This window comes from Serratia marcescens subsp. marcescens ATCC 13880, from assembly GCF_017299535.1.
Classification (GTDB): Bacteria; Pseudomonadota; Gammaproteobacteria; order Enterobacterales; family Enterobacteriaceae; genus Serratia; species Serratia marcescens.
Map to the genome: position 1 here is coordinate 3667302 of NZ_CP071238.1, position 21404 is coordinate 3688705.

22 protein-coding genes are annotated in these 21404 nt (G+C 60.6%); 8 read left to right on the top strand and 14 right to left on the bottom strand.

The window, feature by feature from the left end:
* The first annotated feature begins 5 nt into the window (after positions 1–5).
* Positions 6–473 carry a FlxA-like family protein gene (locus J0F90_RS17540; protein ID WP_016926792.1) on the top strand — a complete coding sequence of 156 codons (468 nt, stop codon included), beginning with the start codon at positions 6–8 and terminating at the stop codon, positions 471–473.
* A 1-nt stretch (position 474) separates the two neighbouring features.
* Here J0F90_RS17540 and J0F90_RS17545 read toward each other — a convergent pair whose 3' ends face one another.
* The gene (locus J0F90_RS17545; RefSeq protein ID WP_033639707.1) at positions 475–1395 is read right to left on the bottom strand and encodes a LysR family transcriptional regulator; all 921 of its coding nucleotides are present in this window, start codon (positions 1393–1395) and stop codon (positions 475–477) included.
* A gap of 96 nt (positions 1396–1491) precedes the next feature.
* On the opposite strand from J0F90_RS17545, the gene J0F90_RS17550 reads away from it, so the two are divergent.
* Positions 1492–2493, top strand: coding sequence for a bile acid:sodium symporter family protein (locus J0F90_RS17550; protein WP_033639706.1), 1002 nt, complete (start codon positions 1492–1494; stop codon positions 2491–2493).
* Positions 2494–2519: 26 nt separating this feature from the next.
* On the opposite strand, the gene J0F90_RS17555 is transcribed toward J0F90_RS17550, so the two are convergent.
* From J0F90_RS17555 to zipA, 3 genes are all read right to left on the bottom strand, one after another.
* The gene (locus tag J0F90_RS17555) at positions 2520–2735 is read right to left on the bottom strand and encodes a DUF3820 family protein (protein WP_004936441.1); all 216 of its coding nucleotides are present in this window, start codon (positions 2733–2735) and stop codon (positions 2520–2522) included.
* Positions 2735–4756 (bottom strand): NAD-dependent DNA ligase LigA, encoded by a 2022-nt coding sequence (gene ligA, locus J0F90_RS17560; protein ID WP_004936443.1) that lies wholly within the window; start codon positions 4754–4756, stop codon positions 2735–2737. The genes J0F90_RS17555 and ligA overlap by 1 nt, the downstream gene beginning before the upstream one ends.
* 79 nt (positions 4757–4835) lie before the next feature.
* Complete coding sequence (gene zipA / locus J0F90_RS17565) at positions 4836–5861, bottom strand: cell division protein ZipA (RefSeq protein ID WP_033639705.1); 1026 nt, start codon at positions 5859–5861, stop codon at positions 4836–4838.
* Positions 5862–6082: 221 nt separating this feature from the next.
* Between zipA and cysZ the strand changes: the two genes are divergently transcribed.
* The 5 genes from cysZ to crr all read left to right on the top strand — a co-directional run bounded on the left by cysZ (position 6083) and on the right by crr (position 10985).
* On the top strand, positions 6083–6841 hold the full coding sequence (cysZ, locus tag J0F90_RS17570; RefSeq protein WP_033639704.1) for a sulfate transporter CysZ: 759 nt from the start codon (positions 6083–6085) through the stop codon (positions 6839–6841).
* Between the two features lie 185 nt (positions 6842–7026).
* Positions 7027–7995, top strand: coding sequence for a cysteine synthase A (gene cysK / locus J0F90_RS17575; RefSeq protein WP_016926786.1), 969 nt, complete (start codon positions 7027–7029; stop codon positions 7993–7995).
* 399 nt (positions 7996–8394) lie between these two features.
* The gene (gene ptsH, locus J0F90_RS17580; protein ID WP_004936458.1) at positions 8395–8652 is read left to right on the top strand and encodes a phosphocarrier protein Hpr; all 258 of its coding nucleotides are present in this window, start codon (positions 8395–8397) and stop codon (positions 8650–8652) included.
* Positions 8653–8698: 46 nt separating this feature from the next.
* Positions 8699–10426: a phosphoenolpyruvate-protein phosphotransferase PtsI gene (ptsI, locus tag J0F90_RS17585; protein ID WP_015378671.1), complete on the top strand. Its 1728-nt coding sequence runs from the start codon at positions 8699–8701 to the stop codon at positions 10424–10426.
* A gap of 49 nt (positions 10427–10475) precedes the next feature.
* Positions 10476–10985 (top strand): PTS glucose transporter subunit IIA, encoded by a 510-nt coding sequence (crr, locus tag J0F90_RS17590; RefSeq protein WP_004936467.1) that lies wholly within the window; start codon positions 10476–10478, stop codon positions 10983–10985.
* 299 nt (positions 10986–11284) lie between these two features.
* On the opposite strand, the gene J0F90_RS17595 is transcribed toward crr, so the two are convergent.
* The 10 genes from J0F90_RS17595 to J0F90_RS17640 all read right to left on the bottom strand — a co-directional run bounded on the left by J0F90_RS17595 (position 11285) and on the right by J0F90_RS17640 (position 20810).
* Complete coding sequence (locus J0F90_RS17595) at positions 11285–12604, bottom strand: ATP-binding protein (protein WP_033639703.1); 1320 nt, start codon at positions 12602–12604, stop codon at positions 11285–11287.
* 6 nt (positions 12605–12610) lie between these two features.
* The gene (locus tag J0F90_RS17600; protein WP_033639702.1) at positions 12611–13291 is read right to left on the bottom strand and encodes a response regulator transcription factor; all 681 of its coding nucleotides are present in this window, start codon (positions 13289–13291) and stop codon (positions 12611–12613) included.
* 252 nt (positions 13292–13543) lie between these two features.
* Entirely contained in the window at positions 13544–14425 is an 882-nt protein-coding gene (gene cysM / locus J0F90_RS17605) for a cysteine synthase CysM (RefSeq protein ID WP_033641378.1), read from the bottom strand.
* Between the two features lie 82 nt (positions 14426–14507).
* Complete coding sequence (gene cysA / locus J0F90_RS17610) at positions 14508–15596, bottom strand: sulfate/thiosulfate ABC transporter ATP-binding protein CysA (RefSeq protein ID WP_025303786.1); 1089 nt, start codon at positions 15594–15596, stop codon at positions 14508–14510.
* On the bottom strand, positions 15586–16461 hold the full coding sequence (gene cysW, locus J0F90_RS17615; protein WP_025303787.1) for a sulfate/thiosulfate ABC transporter permease CysW: 876 nt from the start codon (positions 16459–16461) through the stop codon (positions 15586–15588). The genes cysA and cysW overlap by 11 nt, the downstream gene beginning before the upstream one ends.
* Positions 16461–17300: a sulfate/thiosulfate ABC transporter permease CysT gene (gene cysT, locus J0F90_RS17620; RefSeq protein ID WP_019453852.1), complete on the bottom strand. Its 840-nt coding sequence runs from the start codon at positions 17298–17300 to the stop codon at positions 16461–16463. The genes cysW and cysT overlap by 1 nt, the downstream gene beginning before the upstream one ends.
* Positions 17301–18323, bottom strand: coding sequence for a sulfate ABC transporter substrate-binding protein (locus J0F90_RS17625; RefSeq protein WP_033639701.1), 1023 nt, complete (start codon positions 18321–18323; stop codon positions 17301–17303).
* 201 nt (positions 18324–18524) lie between these two features.
* On the bottom strand, positions 18525–19424 hold the full coding sequence (locus J0F90_RS17630; protein WP_004936493.1) for a Dyp-type peroxidase: 900 nt from the start codon (positions 19422–19424) through the stop codon (positions 18525–18527).
* Between the two features lie 177 nt (positions 19425–19601).
* Positions 19602–20189, bottom strand: a complete 588-nt coding sequence (locus tag J0F90_RS17635; protein WP_004936494.1) for an RpoE-regulated lipoprotein — start codon at positions 20187–20189, stop codon at positions 19602–19604.
* A gap of 156 nt (positions 20190–20345) precedes the next feature.
* Positions 20346–20810, bottom strand: a complete 465-nt coding sequence (locus J0F90_RS17640; RefSeq protein ID WP_033639700.1) for a DUF2919 domain-containing protein — start codon at positions 20808–20810, stop codon at positions 20346–20348.
* 174 nt (positions 20811–20984) lie between these two features.
* Here J0F90_RS17640 and J0F90_RS17645 point away from each other — a divergent pair, with 174 nt between their 5' ends.
* Positions 20985–21383 carry a YgiW/YdeI family stress tolerance OB fold protein gene (locus J0F90_RS17645; RefSeq protein ID WP_019453857.1) on the top strand — a complete coding sequence of 133 codons (399 nt, stop codon included), beginning with the start codon at positions 20985–20987 and terminating at the stop codon, positions 21381–21383.
* The last annotated feature ends 21 nt before the right edge of the window (positions 21384–21404 follow it).

Here is a 21404-nt window from a genome sequence, read left to right on the forward strand (position 1 = left end):
CAACCATGTCGACCACCATCACCATGATCGTACCGATCAAAAATACCGTCCCCGGCGTCAGCAACGTGTTCAGCGCGCCGGGCCATCAGGGCGAATTGCTGATGGCCAAGCCGGTCAACAACCAGCCGCAAGGCGGCAAGATGGAGAAAAACGAACGCGCCAACGGCAATGACGAACCGGTTAATCTCAACGAAAGCCGCGCCTCGGCGCGCATCAAGGCGCTTAACCGGCAGATTCAGGCGCTGCAGCAAAAGCTGGTGGAACTGAAGGACTCCGACGCCGATCCTAAGGAAATCGAAAAGCAGAAACAGCTGATCGAAGCGCAGATCAAGATGTTGCAAGCCGAGATCGCGCGCATCCAGAAAGAAGAAATGGAAAAGCAGCAGCAGGAGCAAATGGAAAAAGCCGCGGCGCGAGCCGGCGACGGCGTCAACCGCCCAACGCCGCTCAACGCGGTGGACGTCTATATCTGACTCAATATTCCGCGTTTTCCCGCCGGCGCTGTTGCAGTAGCGCCGCCTGCTGACGCGCCACCTGCCAGATGGCCTCCGCCGCCGGCGTCAGCGAGCGGTTCTTGCGGCGCACCAGCATCAGCGCGCGGTTAACTTCCGGCACCAGCCGCCGTACCCGAAGCCGCCCCCCTTCCGGCAGCGGCAGCGCCAACGCCGGGAAAATGCTGATGCCGATCCCCTCCGCCACCATCGGGAACAGCGTCGCCGGATGGCCGATTTCCTGCACCACCTGCGCTTCCACACCCTGCTGCCTCAGCGCGCTGTCAATCAGCGGCCGGCTGCCCGACGCATAATCCTGCAGCACCAGACGGCAGCCGTTCAATGCCGACCAACGTACCGCCTGCTGCGCAGCAAACGGGTGATCGTCGCGGCACAGCAACAGGAACGGTTCATGCAGCACCGCTTCGCACTCCAGATCCACCGCTTGCACCGGATCGACCACGATGCCGAAATCCACCTCGGCGTTACGCACGCTGTGCAGCACCTGCTGCTGCGCCTGATCGCGCAGCATGATGCGGATCTCCGGGTATTGGCGCTCGCCGGCGGCGATGCACTGCGGCATCAGATGGGCGGAAATGGTCTGGCTCGTCGCCACCCGCACTGTGCCGCTGCGCTGTACGCCAAAGCTGCGCGCATCCAGCAAAGCAGCCTGCAGTTCGTCCAGCAACCGTTCAACCCGGTTGGCCAGCCGCAGGCCGGCGTCGGTCAACACCACTTCACGCGTGGTGCGATCCAACAAACGCACGCCGACCTCCGCCTCCAGCTCTTTCACGCTGTGGCTGACCGCCGATTGCGTCAGGCCGATCGCCTCGCCGGCGCGGCTGAAGCTGCCGTGGCGGGCGACAACGACGAACACCCGCAGCTGTTTGAGTGAGTAATTCATGTGTTTTATTCATAGATGAATTAAATAAATCAATTTAATTATTATATCCCCGCGCGGGAGAATAGCCCCATCGATTTTCTACCCGAGCGCATCGCCATGAGATTCCTGCCCGATCGTTTTACCCTGACGCTGATCGCCACCGTGCTGCTGGCGTCGTTCCTGCCGGCGCGCGGCGAGTTCGTCGGCTGGCTCAACGCCCTGACCATCGCCGCCATCGCCCTGCTGTTCTTCATGCACGGCGCCAAGCTGTCGCGCGAGGCCATCCTGGCCGGCAGCAATAACTGGCGGCTGCATCTGTGGGTGATGTTCAGCACCTTCATCATTTTTCCGGCGCTGGGGATGCTGTTCGCCTGGTGGGCGCCGATCGACGTCAGCCCCGAGCTGTACGCCGGTTTCATCTACCTGTGCATCCTGCCCGCCACCGTGCAGTCGGCCATCGCCTTCACCTCGCTGGCGGGCGGCAACGTGGCGGCGGCGGTGTGCAGCGCCTCCGCCTCCAGCCTGCTGGGGATCTTCGTGTCGCCGCTGTTGGTCGGCCTGCTGATGAACGTGCACGGCGATACCGGCAGCCTGCGGCAGGTGGGCTCGATCGTGCTGCAGCTGCTGGTGCCGTTCGTCGCCGGCCACCTGCTGCGGCCGCTGATCGGCGGCTGGATCGAGCGCCATCGCCCGCTTATCGGCAAAACCGACCAGACCTCGATTCTGCTGGTGGTGTACGCCGCCTTCAGCGAAGCGGTCACGCACGGCATCTGGCATCAGGTAGGGATCGGTTCGCTGGCGTTTATCGTCGGCGGCAGCATCGTGCTGCTGGCGATCGTGCTGGTGGTAAACACTTACATGGCGCGCTGGCTGGGGTTCAGCAAGGCAGACGAAATCACCATCGTGTTCTGCGGATCGAAGAAGAGCCTGGCGAACGGCATTCCGATGGCCAATATCCTGTTCCCGGCGGCGACGGTGGGGATCATGGTGCTGCCGCTGATGGTGTTTCATCAGGTGCAGTTGATGACCTGCGCAGTGCTGGCCAAAAGATACCAGCGCAAGCAGCAGACGCAGCAGACGCAGCAGGCGGTACCCAACGCGCAGGCGTCGCGCGGGTAAAAAAAGACGGGCCGAGGCCCGTCAGATCAGCTTTTCTTCAGCGGCTTGACCAGGTGGTCAAGCCCTTCGATTTTAATCGCCAGCGTCATCTCCATCAGCATGCCGAGCTTGCCTTTGGGGAATTCGCCCTTACGGGCGAACCACAGCAGGTACTCTTCGGGCAGGTCGATCAGCACCCGCCCCTGGTACTTGCCGAACGGCATCACGGTATTGGCGATCTCCAGCAGGTTTTCCTTTTCCATCAGTCACCCAGCAGGCGGATCATTTCCGCTTCGTCGATCACGGCGATACCCAGCTCCTGCGCCTTCGCCAGCTTGGAGCCGGCCGCCTCGCCGGCGATCACCAGATCGGTTTTCTTCGACACGCTGCCGCTGACCTTGGCGCCCAGCGCCGTCAGGCGATCTTTGGCTTCGTCGCGCGACAGCTGGCTCAGCGAGCCGGTCAGCACCACGGTTTTTCCGGCGAACGGGCTGTCTATCTCTTCCGCTACCACCACCACCGGCGCCGGCCAGCGGATGCCGATCTCGGCGCCCACCAGCTCGTTGATCACCTGCTGATTGAGCGCTTCATCGAGGAAATTGCGGGTGTGTTTGGCCACCACTTCGCCGACGTCCGGCACTTCTTTCAGCGCCTCGATATCGGCGGCGAACAGCTTCTCCAGCGAACCGAAATGCGCGGCCAGGTTGGCGGCGGTCGCTTCACCGACCTCGCGAATGCCGAGCGCATACAGGAAACGGGCGAAGGTGGTCTGCTTGGATTTCTCCAACGCGTTGACCAGATTCTGCGCCGATTTCGGCCCCATGCGATCCAGACCGGTCAGAATGCCGGCGGACAGGCGGAACAGATCGGCCGGGTTCTTCACGTACTCCTTGTCCACCAACTGCTCGATGATCTTGTCACCCATGCCCTCGACGTCCAGCGCGCGACGGGAAACGAAGTGCTTCAACGCCTCTTTGCGCTGCGCGCCGCAGATCAGCCCGCCGGTACAGCGCGCCACGGCTTCGCCTTCCACGCGCTCAACGTCGGAGCCGCACACCGGACAGTGCAGCGGGAACACCACTTCGCGCGCATCCTGCGGCCGACGGTCTTCCAGCACCCCCACCACCTGCGGGATCACGTCGCCGGCGCGGCGCACGATCACCGTATCGCCGATGCGCAGCCCCAACCGCTCAATTTCATCGGCGTTGTGCAAGGTCGCATTGCTGACGGTCACCCCGGCCACCAGCACCGGCTCAAGGCGGGCCACCGGCGTAATCGCGCCGGTGCGGCCAACCTGAAACTCCACTTCGCGCACCACGGTGATCTGCTCCTGCGCCGGGAATTTGAACGCCGTCGCCCAGCGCGGCGCACGCGCCACGAAGCCCAGCGTTTCCTGCAGATCGATATCGTCAATCTTGATCACTACGCCGTCGATGTCGAAACCGAGCTGTGCGCGGTCCTGCTCGACCTGACGATAAAACGCCAGCACTTCCTCGCTGCCGGTGCGGCGCTGGGCGCGATCGCTGACCGGCAGGCCCCAGGCCTTGAACTGCATCAGGCGCTCAAAGTGGCTGCGCGGCAGCTCGCCGCCTTCCAGCAGGCCGACGCCGTAGCAGAAGAAGGTCAGCGGGCGTTTGGCGGTAATGCGCGGATCGAGCTGGCGCAGCGAGCCGGCGGCGGCGTTGCGCGGGTTGGCGAATACCTTGCCGTCTTTGCGCCGCGCCTCTTCGTTCATCTGTTCAAAACCGGCCTGCGGCATGAACACTTCGCCGCGCACTTCCAGCCGGCGCGGGATATTGTCGCCGGTCAGGCGCAACGGGATGGCGCGAATGGTGCGCACGTTGGTAGTGATGTTCTCGCCGGTGGTGCCGTCGCCGCGCGTCGCCGCGCGCACCAGTTCGCCGTCTTCATACAGCAGGCTGACCGCCAGGCCATCCAGCTTCAGTTCGCAGCAGAAGGTCAGCGGATCGCTGCTTTTGAGCCTGTCCTGCACGCGCTTGTAAAACGCCAGGAAGCTTTCTTCGTCGAATACGTTGTCCAGTGACAGCATCGGCACTTCGTGACGCACCTGGTCGAACGCCGCCAGCGGCGCCGCGCCCACGCGCTGGGTCGGTGAATCGGCGGTGATCAGCTCCGGATGCGCGCTCTCCAGCTCGCGCAGTTCGCGCATCAGGCGGTCATATTCCGCATCCGGCACTTCCGGCGCATCCAGTACATGATACTGGTATTCATGATGGCGCAGTGTGGCTCGTAGTTGATTGATTTGTTGGATTATCGATTCCATGGCTCACCATCAAAGATAAAAAACCCCCGGCTAGCGGGGGCTTTGTTGTTACGGATGTTCAGTGCGCGCGGCAACCCGGTCAGGCGTTGTTTTCCAACACTTCACGGATACGCGCTTTGTAGGTTTCCAGCTTCTGCGGCGTCATCATGCGGCGCTCGTCGTCCAGCACCACGCCGCCCACGTCGTCGGCGATGCGCTGCGCCGACTGCAGCATCAGCTTGAAGTTCTGATTGGCGTCGCCGTAAGACGGCACCATCATGAACATCGACACGCCCGGCGTGGAGAAGTCGGACATCATGTCAGGATCGAACGACCCCGGCTTGACCATGTTCGCCAGGCTGAACAGCACCGGGCCGCTGCCGGCCGGGCTGATATGGCGGTGGAAGATGCCCATCTCGCCAAACTGGAAGCCCGCTTGCAACACGCTCTGCAGCAGCACTTCGCCGCCGATCACGCCGCCCTGATGGGCCGCGACGTGCAGCACCAGCACGGTCTCTTTCAGTTTAGCCTGAACTGGCGCAGCGGCCGGCTGTTGCGGCTGCGGTGCAGGTTCCGACGCAGGCTTGACTTCCGGCGCTTGCTGCACAGGGGCGGGTTCGGCGTGGAATGCCGGTTCCGCCGCCAGCGGCGCCTCATGTTCATGCGGCAGATCGTCAACGCGCGGCTCGCGGCGCGCGGCCGGTTGCGATTGCTGCGGCTCGGCCGGTTCTTCGTCCGGCGCGTAGTTGTTCAGCAGGATGTCATCATACTCCGGCCGCTGAGACAGCGGAGGCGGCGTCTGATGAGCGGCCGGCTGAACGGCGCGGGGCGCAGGCGCAGCCGCCGGAGCGGGCTTCGGCGCGGCCACGGGTTCTTCGCGTGCGGCATCGAAATGGCCGAATGACGGCTCGTCTTGCGGGTGAGCGGCGCGTACGCGCACCTCACCGACGCCTTCTTCGAGATCGTCGATCGGAGTTTGTTCACGTTCCTTTTGGGAACGTTTGGCTGGGCGATCGCGGAAGAGCGCTGACCGTTCTTTGCGACTGGTCCACAGACCGTGCAATAACAGCGCTATTATGGCGATCGCGCCAACAACGATTAATATCAGACGCAAATCCTGCATCATTGCTATCTCTGTTGTTCCAATACATTGCCACCGCGGCAAACATTCACTCTTTAACTCTATTTGCCCGCGCACACAAGTGCAAGTCCGTGCTGAACTTTATGCCAATAAAGATGATTATACTGCCTTTTTCTGCTGGTTTTTCAGCCAACCCTACCCTAGCCAGTGGAAAATCATCCCTATATGATAATGATGCCTGTTCAGACAACGAGATAACTTAAGATATGTCCTATACGCAGCCCCCTCCCCGATCGACCAGCGGCATTCACTATTTCGCCGAAGGCTGGCGCCTGATTTCACGCCCGGGGATTAAACGCTATGTGGTCCTGCCGTTGCTGGTCAACGTGCTGCTGATGGGTTCCGCTTTCTGGTGGCTGTTCAGCCGCCTCGGCGACTGGATCCCGGCGATGATGAGCCACGTTCCCGACTGGCTGCAATGGTTGAGCTACCTGCTGTGGCCGCTGGCGGTCATTTCGGTGCTGCTGGTGTTCAGCTATCTGTTCAGCACCATCACCAATCTGATCGCCGCGCCGTTCTGCGGCCTGCTGGCCGAGCAGCTCGAAGGCAGCCTGACCGGCAAACCGCTGCCGGACACCGGCCTGCTCGGCATCGCCAAAGATCTGCCGCGCATCATGGCGCGCGAATGGCGCAAACTGATGTATTACCTGCCGCGCGCGCTGCTGCTGCTGGCGCTGTACTTCGTGCCCGGCATCGGTCAGACGGTGGCGCCGGTGCTGTGGTTCCTGTTCAGCGCCTGGATGCTGGCGATTCAGTATTGCGACTATCCGTTCGATAACCACAAGGTGAGCTTTGCCGACATGCGCCGCGCACTGCGCCAGCACAAAACCGACAACCTGCAGTTCGGCGCGCTGGTCAGCCTGTTCACCATGATCCCGATCCTCAACCTGGTGATCCTGCCGGTCGCCGTCTGCGGCGCTACCGCGATGTGGGTCGATCGCTACCGCTCGCAATTCGTCCGATAACCGCCGTTTTTTGCCGCCGACAGCGCGGAAATTTTCGACAGGGCGCGCATTTCGCGCCCTTATCATTGTGCTTAAAACTTATTTCCTAATAACATATAGATATACCAATTCTTTACTTCCCTGCCGGTACTGTTAGCGTATGCTTTCGATGTTCCCCACATTTTCATAGAGTTAAAGGACGGGCTATGAGCAAGATATATGAAGACAACTCATTAACAATCGGCCATACGCCGCTGGTTCGTCTGAACCGTATCGGCAACGGACGCATTCTGGCCAAGGTTGAATCACGCAACCCGAGCTTCAGCGTCAAATGCCGCATCGGTGCCAATATGATTTGGGATGCGGAACAACGCGGCGTGCTGACCGCCGGCAAGGAACTGGTGGAGCCGACCAGCGGCAACACCGGCATCGCGCTGGCCTTCGTCGCCGCCGCGCGCGGTTACAAGCTGACGCTAACCATGCCGGAAACCATGAGCATCGAGCGCCGCAAGCTGCTCAAGGCGCTGGGCGCCAATCTGGTGCTGACCGAAGGGGCGAAAGGCATGAAAGGCGCCATCGCCAAAGCGGAGGAGATCGTCGCCACCGATCCAAACCGTTACCTGATCCTGCAACAGTTCAGCAACCCGGCCAACCCGGCCATCCATGAAAAAACCACCGGCCCGGAAATCTGGGAAGACACCGATGGGGAAGTCGACGTGTTCATCTCCGGCGTCGGCACCGGCGGCACATTGACCGGCGTCAGCCGCTACATCAAGAACACCAAAGGCAAGGCCATCACCACCGTGGCGGTCGAGCCGACCGACTCGCCGGTCATCAGCCAGGCGCTGGCCGGTGAAGAGCTGAAACCGGGCCCGCACAAGATCCAGGGCATCGGCGCCGGCTTCATTCCAGGCAACCTCGATCTTGACCTGGTGGATCGCGTCGAAAAAATCTCCAACGACGAAGCCATCAGCATGGCGCGCCGCCTGATGGACGAAGAAGGCATCCTGGCAGGCATCTCCTCCGGCGCAGCGGTCGCAGCGGCGGTGAAACTGGCCGAAGAACCGGCGTTCGCCGACAAGACCATTGTGGTCATCCTGCCCTCTTCCGGCGAACGTTATCTCAGCACCGCGCTGTTCGCCGATCTGTTCACCGAGCAGGAATTGCAGCAGTAATTCCGCCACTGCACAAATCGCTAAAAAAGCACCCTGTGGGGTGCTTTTTTGTGGACTGGATCAAACTTTATAGCAGTCCAAGATTGCTTTTGCCCGTCGCCTTTAGTATTTAACGGTGCATTATTTCGATGCGCAAAATTAATCACTCTCCGAGCCTGGTCGAGGCTGAATCGATTTACTCATCTGTCGCCGACGCGGCGAATCGGGCATAATGGGGAGCGGATTGGAACGACGTCTAAAGCCGAGTTTTTTGATCTGAAGTGCCTAACGCGTCGTTTTCTGTTGCATCAACGTTCGCCCCTGTCCATAGTCAGGCGCTATAACCAGACAAGTTAAAGTCAGGCCCCTGGGCTAAACTTTAACTCCACAACATTAATCCAATAAGTTGGGGAAACATCAATGTTCCAGCAAGAAGTTACTATTACCGCTCCGAATGGTCTGCATACTCGCCCTGCCGCTCAGTTCGTTAAAGAAGCCAAAGGCTTCACGTCTGACATCACCGTGACCTCCAACGGCAAAAGCGCCAGCGCTAAAAGCCTGTTCAAACTGCAAACTCTGGGGCTGACTCAAGGGACCGTAGTGACCATCTCAGCTGAAGGTGAAGACGAGCAGAAAGCCGTTGAGCACTTGGTAAAACTGATGGCAGAGCTTGAGTAATCGGCCCGTCTTTTTAGTTAACACCAGTCAAGAGTAAGGTAGGGTTATGATTTCAGGCATTTTAGTATCACCGGGCATCGCTTTTGGTAAGGCTCTCTTGCTGAAAGAAGACGACATCGTCATCAACCGGAAGAAAATCTCTGCTGATCAAGTAGAGCAGGAAGTCTCGCGTTTTCTGGCCGGCCGCGCGAAAGCGTCCGAACAGCTGGAAGCGATCAAGACCAAAGCTGGCGAAACCTTCGGCGAAGAGAAGGAAGCTATCTTCGAAGGCCACATCATGTTGCTGGAAGACGAAGAGCTTGAGCAGGAAATCATAGCCCTAATCAAAGACGATCTGGCCTCCGCAGACGCCGCCGCCTACACCGTGATCGAAGGTCAGGCGAAAGCGCTGGAAGAGTTGGACGACGAATACCTGAAAGAACGCGCCGCCGACGTGCGCGACATCGGCAAACGTCTGCTGCAGAACATTCTGGGCATGCCGATCGTCGATCTGGGCTCCATTCAGGACGAAGTGATCCTGGTGGCCACCGATCTGACCCCGTCCGAGACCGCACAGCTGAACCTGGACAAAGTGCTGGGCTTCATTACCGATCTCGGCGGCCGCACTTCCCACACCTCTATCATGGCGCGCTCCCTGGAGCTGCCGGCGATCGTCGGCACCAGCGACGTGACCAAGCAGGTGAAGAACGACGACTATCTGATTCTGGATGCGGTCAACAACAAAATTTACGTTAACCCGACCGCTGATGTGATCGATCAGCTGAAAGCCGCCCAGAACCAATACATCACCGAGAAAAACGATCTGGCCAAGCTGAAGGATCTGCCGGCGATTACGCTGGACGGCCATCAGGTTGAAGTCTGCGCCAACATCGGCACCGTGCGCGACGTCGCAGGTGCAGAGCGCAACGGCGCGGAAGGCGTCGGCCTGTATCGTACCGAATTCCTGTTCATGGATCGCGACTCGCTGCCGACCGAAGACGAGCAGTTCCAGGCTTATAAAGCCGTGGCGGAAGCCATGGGCTCGCAGGCCGTGATCGTCCGCACCATGGACATCGGCGGCGACAAAGACCTGCCGTACATGAACCTGCCGAAGGAAGAGAACCCGTTCCTCGGCTGGCGCGCCATCCGCATCGCGATGGACCGCCGTGAAATCCTGCACGCCCAGCTGCGCGCCATCCTGCGCGCCTCGGCGTTCGGTAAACTGCGCATCATGTTCCCGATGATCATCTCCGTGGAAGAAGTGCGCGATCTGAAAGGCGAAATCGAGACGCTGAAGGCGCAGCTGCGCGAAGAAGGCAAGGCGTTTGACGAGAGCATCGAAGTGGGCGTGATGGTGGAAACACCGGCTGCGGCGGTCATCGCTCACCACCTGGCGAAAGAAGTCGACTTCTTTAGTATTGGGACAAACGATCTAACCCAGTATACTCTGGCGGTAGATCGCGGCAACGAGCTGATTTCTCATCTCTATAACCCGATGTCCCCATCAGTGCTTGGCCTGATCAAACAGGTTATTGATGCATCTCACGCGGAAGGCAAGTGGACCGGCATGTGCGGCGAACTGGCTGGCGATGAGCGTGCTACACTGTTGTTATTGGGCATGGGGCTGGATGAGTTCAGCATGAGTGCGATTTCAATCCCGCGCATCAAGAAAATTATTCGTAACACGAATTTCGAAGATGTGAAGGCGTTGGCAGCGCAGGCCTTGGCACAGCCAACGGCACAAGACCTGATGAATTGCGTCAATAAATTCATCGAAGAAAAAACGCTCTGCTAAACTTCCACGACACTGGAACGCCGCCCAATTTAATGCTTAGGAGAAGATCATGGGTTTGTTCGATAAACTGAAATCTCTGGTTTCTGATGACAAGAAAGACACGGGCACTATCGAGATCGTCGCTCCCCTTTCTGGCGAAATCGTCAATATCGAAGATGTGCCGGACGTAGTGTTCGCTGAAAAAATCGTTGGCGACGGTATCGCCATCAAACCGGCCGGCAACAAAATGGTTGCTCCGGTTGACGGCACCATCGGCAAGATTTTCGAAACCAACCATGCATTCTCTATCGAATCCGACAGCGGCATTGAGCTGTTCGTCCACTTCGGCATCGATACCGTAGAACTGAAAGGCGAAGGCTTCAAACGCATCGCCGAAGAAGGCCAGCGCGTCAAGAAAGGCGACGTGGTTATCGAGTTCAACCTGCCACTGCTGGAAGAGAAAGCCAAGTCTACCCTGACGCCGGTCGTTATCTCCAACATGGACGAGATCAAAGAGCTGATCAAACTGTCGGGCAGCGTGACCGTTGGCGAAACCCCGATCATCCGCATCAAGAAGTAATCGCGGATGAGCAAGAAAAACGGCGCCCTCGGCGCCGTTTTTTTTATCCCCTTCGTCTTTCGAACCGCAGCGTTGTTGGCCGCACGTGCTCACCCCGGTCACTTACCGGAGTAAGCTCCCGGGGATTCCCCCGCTTGCCGCCTAGCTGCAATTCGAAATCCTTTGGGTATGCCGCGGATAATAGACGTTATCGGCGCAGGCAGTTTGAACATGGACAGCGCGCAACCTTCGGAGCGTACACGCAGTACGTGACGAAGGCGAGCACTGCCCTAGTTCAAAATGGCAAGTAAGATAGTCTATTATTGCCAGCGCGGGATACGCAGGGTAATGACCAGCCCCTCTTTGTCGCCGTTGCGCGCCTCAACCTGGCCACCGTGCGCCAACACCACCTTACGGGTAATCGCCAGCCCCAGGCCGTAGCCCTTGCCCGACTGCGCCGACTTCACGCGCACGAACGGATCGAAGATGCTCGACAGCTTCGCCTCTTCGACCCCCGGCCCCTGATCGCTGACGGCGATCTGGAACTGGTTATCGACGCGCGACAGCGCCACCGTCACCCGCTGCCCGTGGCTGGAAAAGCGCAGCGCATTGCGCACGATGTTGTCCACCGCTCGCCGCATCAGCTCCGCATTGCCCTTGACGGTATACTCCACGTCCGATTCGGCCTGCAGCACGATATCCACGCCGGGCACCTGCGCCTCGTAGCGCGCATCGCTCACCACCGCATCCACCAGGCCGTACAGATCGAAATACTCTTCGTCCGGCAGGCTGCTGTGTTCGGTACGCGACAGCGCCAGCAGCTCGCCGATCATTTTGTCCAGCCGCCCCGACTCATGTTCGATGCGCTTGAGCGAGGTTTCGACGTTGCCGGCATTCTGTCGCGCCAGTCCGATCGCCAGCTGCAGGCGCGCCAGCGGTGAACGCAGCTCGTGCGAGACGTCGTGCAACAGCTGCTCGCGGGCGCTGACCAACAGCTCCAGGCGTTCGGCCATGGTGTCGAAATCGCGCGCCACGTCGGACAGCTCGTCATGGCGGCGCCGCATCGTCGGAAACAGCCGCACCGAGAGATCGCCCTGCGCCACCCGATCCAGGCCGCCGCGCAGCTGACGCATCGGCCGGGTCAGGTTCCAGGCCAGCACGGCGCTGAACAGCAAACCGCCCAGCCCGCCGACCCACAGCATCGGCGCAGGAATGTTGAAGAAGTGGGAACGCCGCTCCGGCCGATACTCTTCCCGCAGCCCGCGCACGTCATAGCTCAGCCAGTAACCCTGCCCTTCCCCGGTCTGCACCCAGGCGGAAATCGCTTTCGGCATCCGCCGCCCTTCAAACACCGGTTCTTCCGGCGCAGGCGGCGGTTGGGTCATCGGCGTCACCGACAGCAGACGCCGATCGTCCTCCGGCCAGTCGCGCATCAAGGCTTCCAGCGCCGGCATGCCGCCACTGCGCAACTGGGTGGCGGCGGAGGTCAGCTGCAGGCCGATCGCCCGTCGCGCCATGGCGTTCTCCGGCGGCACATAGCGATCGCCATAAAGAGAAAACGCCACCCACAGCGCCTGCGTCATGATGAGAAAGGTCAGCCAAAAGCCGAGTAAAATTTTCCAGAACAGTCTTCCGCGCATGTCAGGTTACCGAATGCGATAGCCGATGCTGCGCACCGTCTCGATGCTGAGCTTACTGCCGGCCAGCGCGCCCAGCTTCTGGCGGATATTGCTGATATGCACGTCCACGCTGCGATCATAGGCCTCGCGCGGGCGCCCCAGCCCCTTCTCGGACAGTTCGTCCTTCGATACCACGCGATCCGGCGCGCGCAGCAACAGCTCCAACAGATTGAATTCCGAAGCGGTCAGATCAAACGCCTTACCGCGCCATTCGCTGCTGCGGGTTGAAGGGTTCAGCGTCAGCTCGCCGAAGCTGATGGCGGCCTCCTCGTCCGCCTCTTGCGGCCGCTCTTCGAAACGGCGCAGCACCGCGCGCAGACGCGCCACCAATTCGCGCGGGTAGCACGGTTTGGGCATGTAATCGTCAGCGCCCATCTCCAGGCCAATCACCCGATCGATGTTGTCGCCTTTGGCGGTCAGCATGATGATCGGCAGCCGGCTCTTTTTACGCACATCGCGCAGCACGTCGATGCCGCTCATGTCCGGCAGCATGATGTCGAGGATCATCGCGGTATAGTCGCCCGACAGCGCGCCCTCAACCCCCGCCTTGCCGGTCAGCACCAGCGTGGCGTCGAAACCTTCGCCCGTCAGGTATTCGCTCAGCATGGTGCCAAGCTCCAGGTCATCGTCGACCAGTAAAATTTTCATGCCTTGCTCCTTCACCGATTTTCGTTATTTTCCCGCCAATTCCGCCGGCCCGCAGCCGGTTTTACTCAATCCTTACACATCGCTCTTTGCGTCTCGCCACCGTTATTGTGGTCGCTGCCGCGCAATTTCTCTACTTCAGTCATGGCATTGGCGCACGAGCAAGCGGCAGCAACCACGCAAGCGGGGCTGCCGTCTGTCGGAAGGAAAGTGGGAAAGATTCTCCCGACGGAACACACCGCCGGGAAGGAGCGATCAGTCGAACACGCCGGTAGAGAGGTAACGGTCGCCGCGATCGCAGACGATCGCCACCACCACGCTGCCAGGATGGGCCGCCGCGATGCGCAAGGCGCCGGCTACGGCACCGCCGGAGCTGACGCCGCAGAAAATGCCTTCACGCTGCGCCAACTGGCGCATGGTCTGCTCGGCATCGCCCTGTTCGATATCCAACACCTGATCCACCAGCTCCGGGCGGAAAATCCCCGGCAGGTAAGCGGGCGACCAACGGCGAATGCCGGGGATGCTGCTGCCCTCCGCCGGCTGCAGGCCGACGATCTGCACCTGCGGATTCTGGCTCTTCAGGTAACCGCCCACGCCGGTAATGGTGCCGGTGGTGCCCATGCTGGAAACGAAGTGCGTGATGCGCCCTTCGGTCTGGCGCCAGATCTCCGGGCCGGTGGTGGTGAAGTGGGCATAGGGATTGTCGAAATTGTTAAACTGATCCAGCACTTTGCCCTGCCCCTGGCGCTGCATCTCCAGCGCCAGATCGCGCGCCCCTTCCATCCCCTGCTCACGGCTGACCAGGATCAGTTCCGCACCGTAGGCGCGCATCGCCGCCTGCCGCTCCAGGCTCATGTTCTCCGGCATCAGCAGCTTCAGCGCATAGCCTTTCAATGCAGCGATCATCGCCAGTGCAATGCCGGTGTTGCCGCTGGTAGCCTCGATCAGCACGTCGCCTGGCTTGATCTCCCCGCGCAGCTCCGCCTGCTGGATCATCGCCAACGCGGCGCGATCCTTCACCGATCCCGCCGGGTTATTGCCTTCCAGTTTGACCCATACCTCGCTGCCCGCCTGGGCGGCCAGCCGTTGCAGTTGTACCAGCGGGGTATTCCCGATGCATTGTTCGAGCGTTGTCACGATCTTTGCCTGTGTGTTGGTGTGCGTAAAGTAAAAAGGCAACCCCGGGGTTGCCTTAAAGAAAAGGACTGGCTAAAACCTATCAGGCGCTTTTGGCTAACGCAACAGGTTGCAGCAGTTGATCGCCGGCATACAGCCGCGCATTGAGGCTGCCGACGTAATAACGGCCGCCGCGCACCGGCGTGGCGTTGCCTTCCGGCAACACTATGCTTATCGGTTCCTGATGCCAGCCGATCGGCTGCACCGTCAGCTGCCAGAAATGGCCGCGCGGGCTGACTTCCAATACCTGAACCGGCAGTGGGCAGCGCTCGCTGCTCTCGGTCGCCACTTCCATTTCCCACGGGCGCAGGAACAGATCGACGCTGCCCTGGTGCATCGGCTGGAACGACAGCGGCCACTGGTGCGCGCCGACGAACAGCTGGGAGCCGCGAATTTCGCCGTTCAGACGGTTCACTTCCCCCATAAACTCCAGCACGAAACGGCTGGCCGGCTCGCGCATAATCTCCTCCGGCGAGCCAACCTGTTCAATATTGCCTTGGCTCATCACCACGATGCGGTCAGCCACTTCCATCGCCTCTTCCTGATCGTGGGTGACGAATACGCTGGTGAACTTCAGCTCTTCGTGCAGCTGGCGCAGCCAGCGACGCAGCTCTTTACGCACCTGCGCATCCAGCGCGCCAAACGGCTCGTCCAGCAGCAGAATTTGCGGTTCCACCGCCAGGGCGCGCGCCAGCGCCACGCGTTGTTTCTGGCCGCCGGACAGCTGCGACGGGTAGCGATTGGCCAAATGGCCAAGCTGCACCATGTCCAGCAACTGAGTGACTTTCTGTTTGATCGCCGCGGCGTTCGGCCGCTCGCGGCGCGGCAGTACGGTCAGGCCAAAGGCGATATTGTCGAACACCGTCATGTGGCGGAACAGCGCATAGTGCTGAAACACGAAGCCGACACGTCTGTCGCGCGCATGCATGTGGCTGACGTCGGTGCCGTGAAAACCCAGCTTGCCGCCACTCTGGCTCTCCAGCCCGGCGATGATGCGCAGCAGCGTGGTCTTGCCGGAACCGGATGGCCCAAGCAGCGCCACCATCTCGCCGGAAGCAATATCGAGCGAGATATCGTTCAATACCTTGGTGCGACCGAAGTACTTGTTGATGCCGTTAATCTCAATGCTCATGATTTTCCTCCCGCTCGAGACGCGCGTTTTGACGTTCCAGGCGCCACTGCAGCGCACTCTTCAAAAATAGGGTAACGATCGCCATCAGGGTCAACAGCGCGGCGGCGGTAAAGGAACCGACGGTGTTGTAATCCTGCTGCAACAGCTCGACCTGCAGCGGCAGGCTGTAGGTTTCGCCGCGAATCGAACCGGACACCACCGACACCGCGCCGAACTCGCCGATGGCGCGCGCGTTGGTCAGCACCACGCCGTACAGCAGCGCCCAGCGAATGTTGGGCAGCGTCACGCGGCGGAACATCTGCCAACCGGACGCCCCCAGCAGAATGGCGGCCTCATCTTCCTGGCTGCCCTGGCTGAGCATCATCGGCACCAGCTCGCGCACCACGAAAGGACAGGTGACGAAGATAGTCACCAGCACCATGCCCGGCCAGGAGAACATGATCTGGATGTTATGCGCATCCAGCCAGCCGCCCAGCAGGCCGTTGCTGCCGTAAAACAGCAGATAAATCAGCCCCGCCACCACCGGTGAGACGGCGAACGGGATATCGATCAGCGTCAGCAGCAGCTGGCGGCCGGGGAAGGTGAAACGCGTCACCAGCCACGCCAGCAACGTGCCGAACACCAGGTTAAACGGCACGGTAATCAGCGCGATCAAGACCGTCAGCCAAATGGCGTGCAGCATGTCCGGATCGAGCAAATTGCTCCACATCGCGCCGAATCCTTTGGAAAAGGCCTCGGCGAAAATCGACATCATCGGCACCACCAGCAGCAGCACCGAGAACAGCGTACCGATGGCGATCAGCGTCCACTTGCCCCAGTTGACGCGCGGGCGCTCGGCGCCGTTGAAGGCGGAAACATCAGCCATCAGTGCCCTCCTCCCAAACGTCTGCCAAAGCGGCTTTGCAAGACGTTAATGCTGAACAGCAGCAACAGCGACGCCGCCAGGATCACCGAGGCGATGGCGCTGGCCGCCGGGTAATCGAACTCCTGCAAACGCACAAAAATCATCAGCGAAGTCACTTCCGTCTTCCAGGCGATATTGCCGGCGATGAAAATCACCGCGCCGAACTCGCCCAGACTGCGGGTAAAGGAAATGGCGGTGCCGGCCAGCAGCGCCGGCGCCACCTCAGGCAGCACCACGCGGCGAAAACTTTGCCAACGCGTGGCGCCCAGCGTCTCGGCCGCCTCTTCGTATTCCGGCCCCAGCTCTTCCAGCACCGGCTGCACGGTGCGCACCACAAACGGCAGGCTGGTGAACGCCATCGCCACCGCGATCCCAAGCCAGGTGAAGGTGACCTTGATGTCAAAGTGCGCCAGCCACTGGCCGTACCAGCCGGTGGTGGAAAACAGCCCCGCCAGCGTCAGGCCGGCCACCGCCGTCGGCAGCGCGAACGGCAAATCGATCAGACCGTCCAGCAGCGAACGGCCGGGAAAGCGATAACGCGTCAGGATCCAGGCCATCAGCATGCCGAACACCGCGTTGAACAGGCTGGCGACGCCAGCCGCCAGCAGCGTCACTTTATACGCCGCCACCACCTGCGGGTTGGAAATCACTTCCCAGTACTGCGCCAGGCTCATCTGCGCCAACTGCATCACCAGCGCGGTGAGCGGCAGCAGCAGGATCAAACAGGTATAAAACAGGCTGCTGCCGAGGCTGAGGCCAAATCCGGGCAGCACCCGCTTACTGGACGACAACGCCAACATTTACTTGCGCCCTGCCGCTAACAGCTGATCCAGCTCGCCGCCGGTGGCGAAGTGGGTTTTCATCACCTGCGGCCAGCCGCCGAACTGGTCTTCCACCCGGAACAGTTGGGTGTCCGGGAATTTCCCCTTCGCGGCAGCCATCGCTTTCTGGTCATAGACGCGGTAGTAGAAGCTGGTGATCACCTGCTGCGCCGCCGGGCTGTAGAGATAGTTCAGATAGGCTTTGGCCGCCTGTTCGGTGCCGTTGCGCTCGACGTTTTTGTCGACCCAGGCCACCGGGAACTCCGCCAGAATATCGACCGGCGGCACGATCACTTCGTACTTGTCTTCACCGTATTGCTTGCGGATATTGTTCACTTCGGACTCGAAGCTGATCAGCACGTCGCCCAAACCGCGCTCGACGAAGGTGGTGGTCGCGCCGCGGCCGCCGGTATCGAACACCAGCACGTTTTTCAGGAAGCGGGTCATGAAGGCGCGGGTCTTGGCCGCATCGTTGCCGTCAGCCTGGCTGGCGGCGCCCCAGGCGGCCAGATAGGTGTAACGGCCGTTGCCGGAGGTTTTCGGGTTCGGGAACACCAGTTTCACGTCGTCGCGCACCAGATCGTTCCAGGTGTGGATACCCTTCGGGTTGTCCTTGCGCACCAGAAACGCCATGGTGGAATAGAACGGCGAGCTGTTGTTCGGCAGGCGCGCCTGCCAGTCCGCCGGGATCAACTGCCCGCGATCGTGCAGGATCTGCACGTCGGTGACCTGGTTGTACGTCACCACGTCGGCCCGCAGGCCCTGCAGGATCGCCAGCGCCTGCTTCGACGAGCCGGCGTGCGATTGTTTGATGGTCAACTTGTCGTTCGGATGCTGTTGATTCCACTGCTGTTCAAAGCCGGGATTCAGCGCGACGAACAATTCACGGGAAACGTCATAAGAGCTGTTCAGCATTTCCGCCGCCGATGCGGCGCCGCTCGCCAACAGCGCAGCCGCCAGCCAACCTTTCAGCACGAGATTTTTAACCCGGTTTTGTTTCATTCTGCACCTTATCACTGAGTCATTCCTTCAGGCTTTCGCCTTATTGACGACCAGTGTATTTATAACTCGGTGCGGAGCTGTAACGCTTTTATATACCGTTTAGTGATTTACAAGCATCAAACGCTATAAGGCAGGGAATGCGAGGCGTTTTCGGGACGGGAAAACGGACCGAAGCCGGACGCGCCGGCTTCGGCGACGGCGTCAAAGTGACAGCAGGCGCGTCAGCGATGGCGCAAAGTAGTAGCTGCCGGTCACTGCACGGCTGAAGCGCAACATCGCGTCACGTTTGCCGTCCAAATCGCCGAACATGCTCAGCAGTTGCTGCTCGATATTGTGCAAGCGCGCGCAATAGGCGATGAAGAACAGGCCGTGCTTGCCGCTGGCGGTGCCGTAAGGCAGGCTCTGGCGCAGAATTTTCAGGCCCTTGCCGTTCTCTTTCAAATCGACGCGGCTGACGTGCGAGGTATCCGGGCGCTGATCGGCCGGCAGCTCTTCGCTATCGTGCTTGGTGCGGCCGATGATCTGCTCCTGCTGTTCGGTGGTAAAGCGCTGCCACTGGCGCAGGTTGTGCTCGTAGCGTTGCACCAGCACGTAGCTGCCGCCTGCGTCCTCTTCGCCTTCGGCGATCGTCGCCACTGCCGGGCGCTGATCGCCCTGCGGGTTTTCGGTGCCGTCGATGAAGCCGCTCAGATCGCGCTCTTCCACCCAACGGAAACCGTGGGTTTCTTCTTCAATCTTGATGACGTTGCCGAACGCCGCCAGCGCGGCCTGCGCCAGCGTGAAATTGACGTCGTGACGCAGCGACTGGATGTGGATCAGCATATCGCGCTGGGTGGCCGGCGCCAGCCCTTTGCCGAGCGGCGTGAACGGCTTCAACTCTTTCGCGCCCTGGCCGCTGGAGAGATCGTGCCAGACGTCGTAACCGAAAGCGATCACCGCGCCGAGGCGCGCATCGGGGAACTGCTGCTGCAGCTCGCTCAGGGTCTGACAAAACTGCTTGCAGCCCTGGCGCAAGTCGGCGAATTCGCCCTGTACGCTGGCTTCCATAAAAATGGCGAAACGGCAGTGCTCCAGCAGAATGCCGCTCTGAACCTGTGTCATGTTGTTATCCTCAATACCAAAACCAGGCAACAGGTATGGCGGTTGACGCGCGGGTTCCCTGTTACAAACGCGCGCTATCATACCGCAAGCGCGGGCGATTGCCTTGCAGCAGCGCAAAGAAAATAGGGGTAATGGCTTGAAAAGGCAGGCGCCGCGAACCGGCGCCCGTTGAACGCATTACTGCTGCGGCTTGGCGTGCCAGATGATTTTGCTGACCGTCCAGCTTTTCAGGGTGTCGTCCGGCGGAATGATATCCTGCGCCCCGGCCCACTTGCCGCTGAAGATGTAGGTGACGTACTTGCTCTGCTCCGCCACGCACTCCACTTTACCGGCGTCTTCGCCGCTGCCCGGCTTACAAGAGCCGAACGCCTTGCTGTACATATCGCCGAACGGCGTGCCGAGCTTGTTGCCCCACTCCGTCGCCACTTTCGGATCCAGCACGTCCACGCGCTGCAGGCGCCCTTTCGGTTCGCCGGTGATCACCAGTTTCACTTCGTCGCCGGACAGCGCCTGGTAATAAGAGACGATCTGGCCGTTGTTGGTCGCCATGCCGCCGCGCAGGCGGTAGTTGCCGTCCAGCCCGTCATTGATGGCGCTTTCCGACATCGGCGTGCCGGCGTTGAGCTTGCCGACGCCCTTGGCGCCGACCTCCAGGCTGCTGCCGAACCAGTTGAACGGCGACAGGCTGGACCAAGAGAAATTGGACATGCTCGAACAGCCGGTCAGTAACAGCGGAAGCCCTAACAACAGGGGGCGAATATTCATCTCTAGCTCCTTAAACATCAATGGCACGGGGCGGTAACCCGCCCCTGCCGCACTCGGCGTTTTGCTGCATGCCAGCCTCTCACAACGGCCCGCACTACGCCAACGGTTGCCAGCTTGGAGTGCGGAAAATGCGAAAAGTGCCGCACTTCTCGGCAATTAGTCGGCGCGCCCCGCCGGCGCGAAACAGGCTTTCAGACGCGCATTCAGCAACAGATAGCTCAGCGCCAGCGCGTCGAGTAACGCCAACGCCAGCTCCAGCCCCGGCGCATCGCCGTCCTGGCGCCACAGGCTGAACAGCGAGCCGCCGAGCGACGCCAGCAGCGAGACAGCCAGCCCCCAGCGCCAACCGCGCCACAGCCGCGGCCATTGGTGGCGACGGCCGCTCAGCAAAAACGCCAGCGCCGCCGGCAGACCGAGCAGCATGCCGTACCAAAAGCGTTGGGTATCCGGATAAAACAGCGCCAGCAAGCTTTCGCCCTGCTCACGCGAAACGCCGGCCATCACGAACAATAGCCAAGTGCGCGCCTGCAAAATCAGCACGGCCCAAAATCCCAGCGGCAGCCGCAGCGCGCCGTGCTGGTCGTAATCATCCGGGGAAAACCGGGGTGAGAATGGCTTCAACGATCGTTCCTTGCCAACAGAATAAAGACTATGGCTACAGATGGGCGCCGGCGATGGGAATTTCAATGCGTCGGCTTAAGAAGCTCTTAAGATCGGCGTGTTTTAATCCTTATCACTAAGCAAGCCCCCGATATCAGCGGGATGTGATTTTCAATAACGATAAGGAAGCGCAACATGAAAAAACTGACTCTGGCCGCTCTGATCGCGCTGTGCAGCGCACCGGTACTGGCGCAACAAGGCGGGTTCCTCGATCCGGCCGCGCCGCAGGCGCAAACGCAACCCGCTCCGCAGGGCGGTTTCTCCGGCCCCAGCGCGGCGCTGACCACCGTGGACAAGGTGAAATCGCTGAGCGACGACACCTGGGTGATGCTGCAGGGCAACATCGAGCAGCGCATCGGCGACGAAACCTATACCTTCCGCGACGCCACCGGCACCCTGACGGTCGATATCGATCGCAAACGCTGGAACGGCCAGACCGTTACGCCGAAAGACAAGGTGCAGTTGGAAGGTAAAGTGGATAAAGACTGGAACAGCCTCGAAGTGGACGTGAAAACCGTCAAAAAGCTGCCGTAATGCGATGCGGCGGGCGGGCTA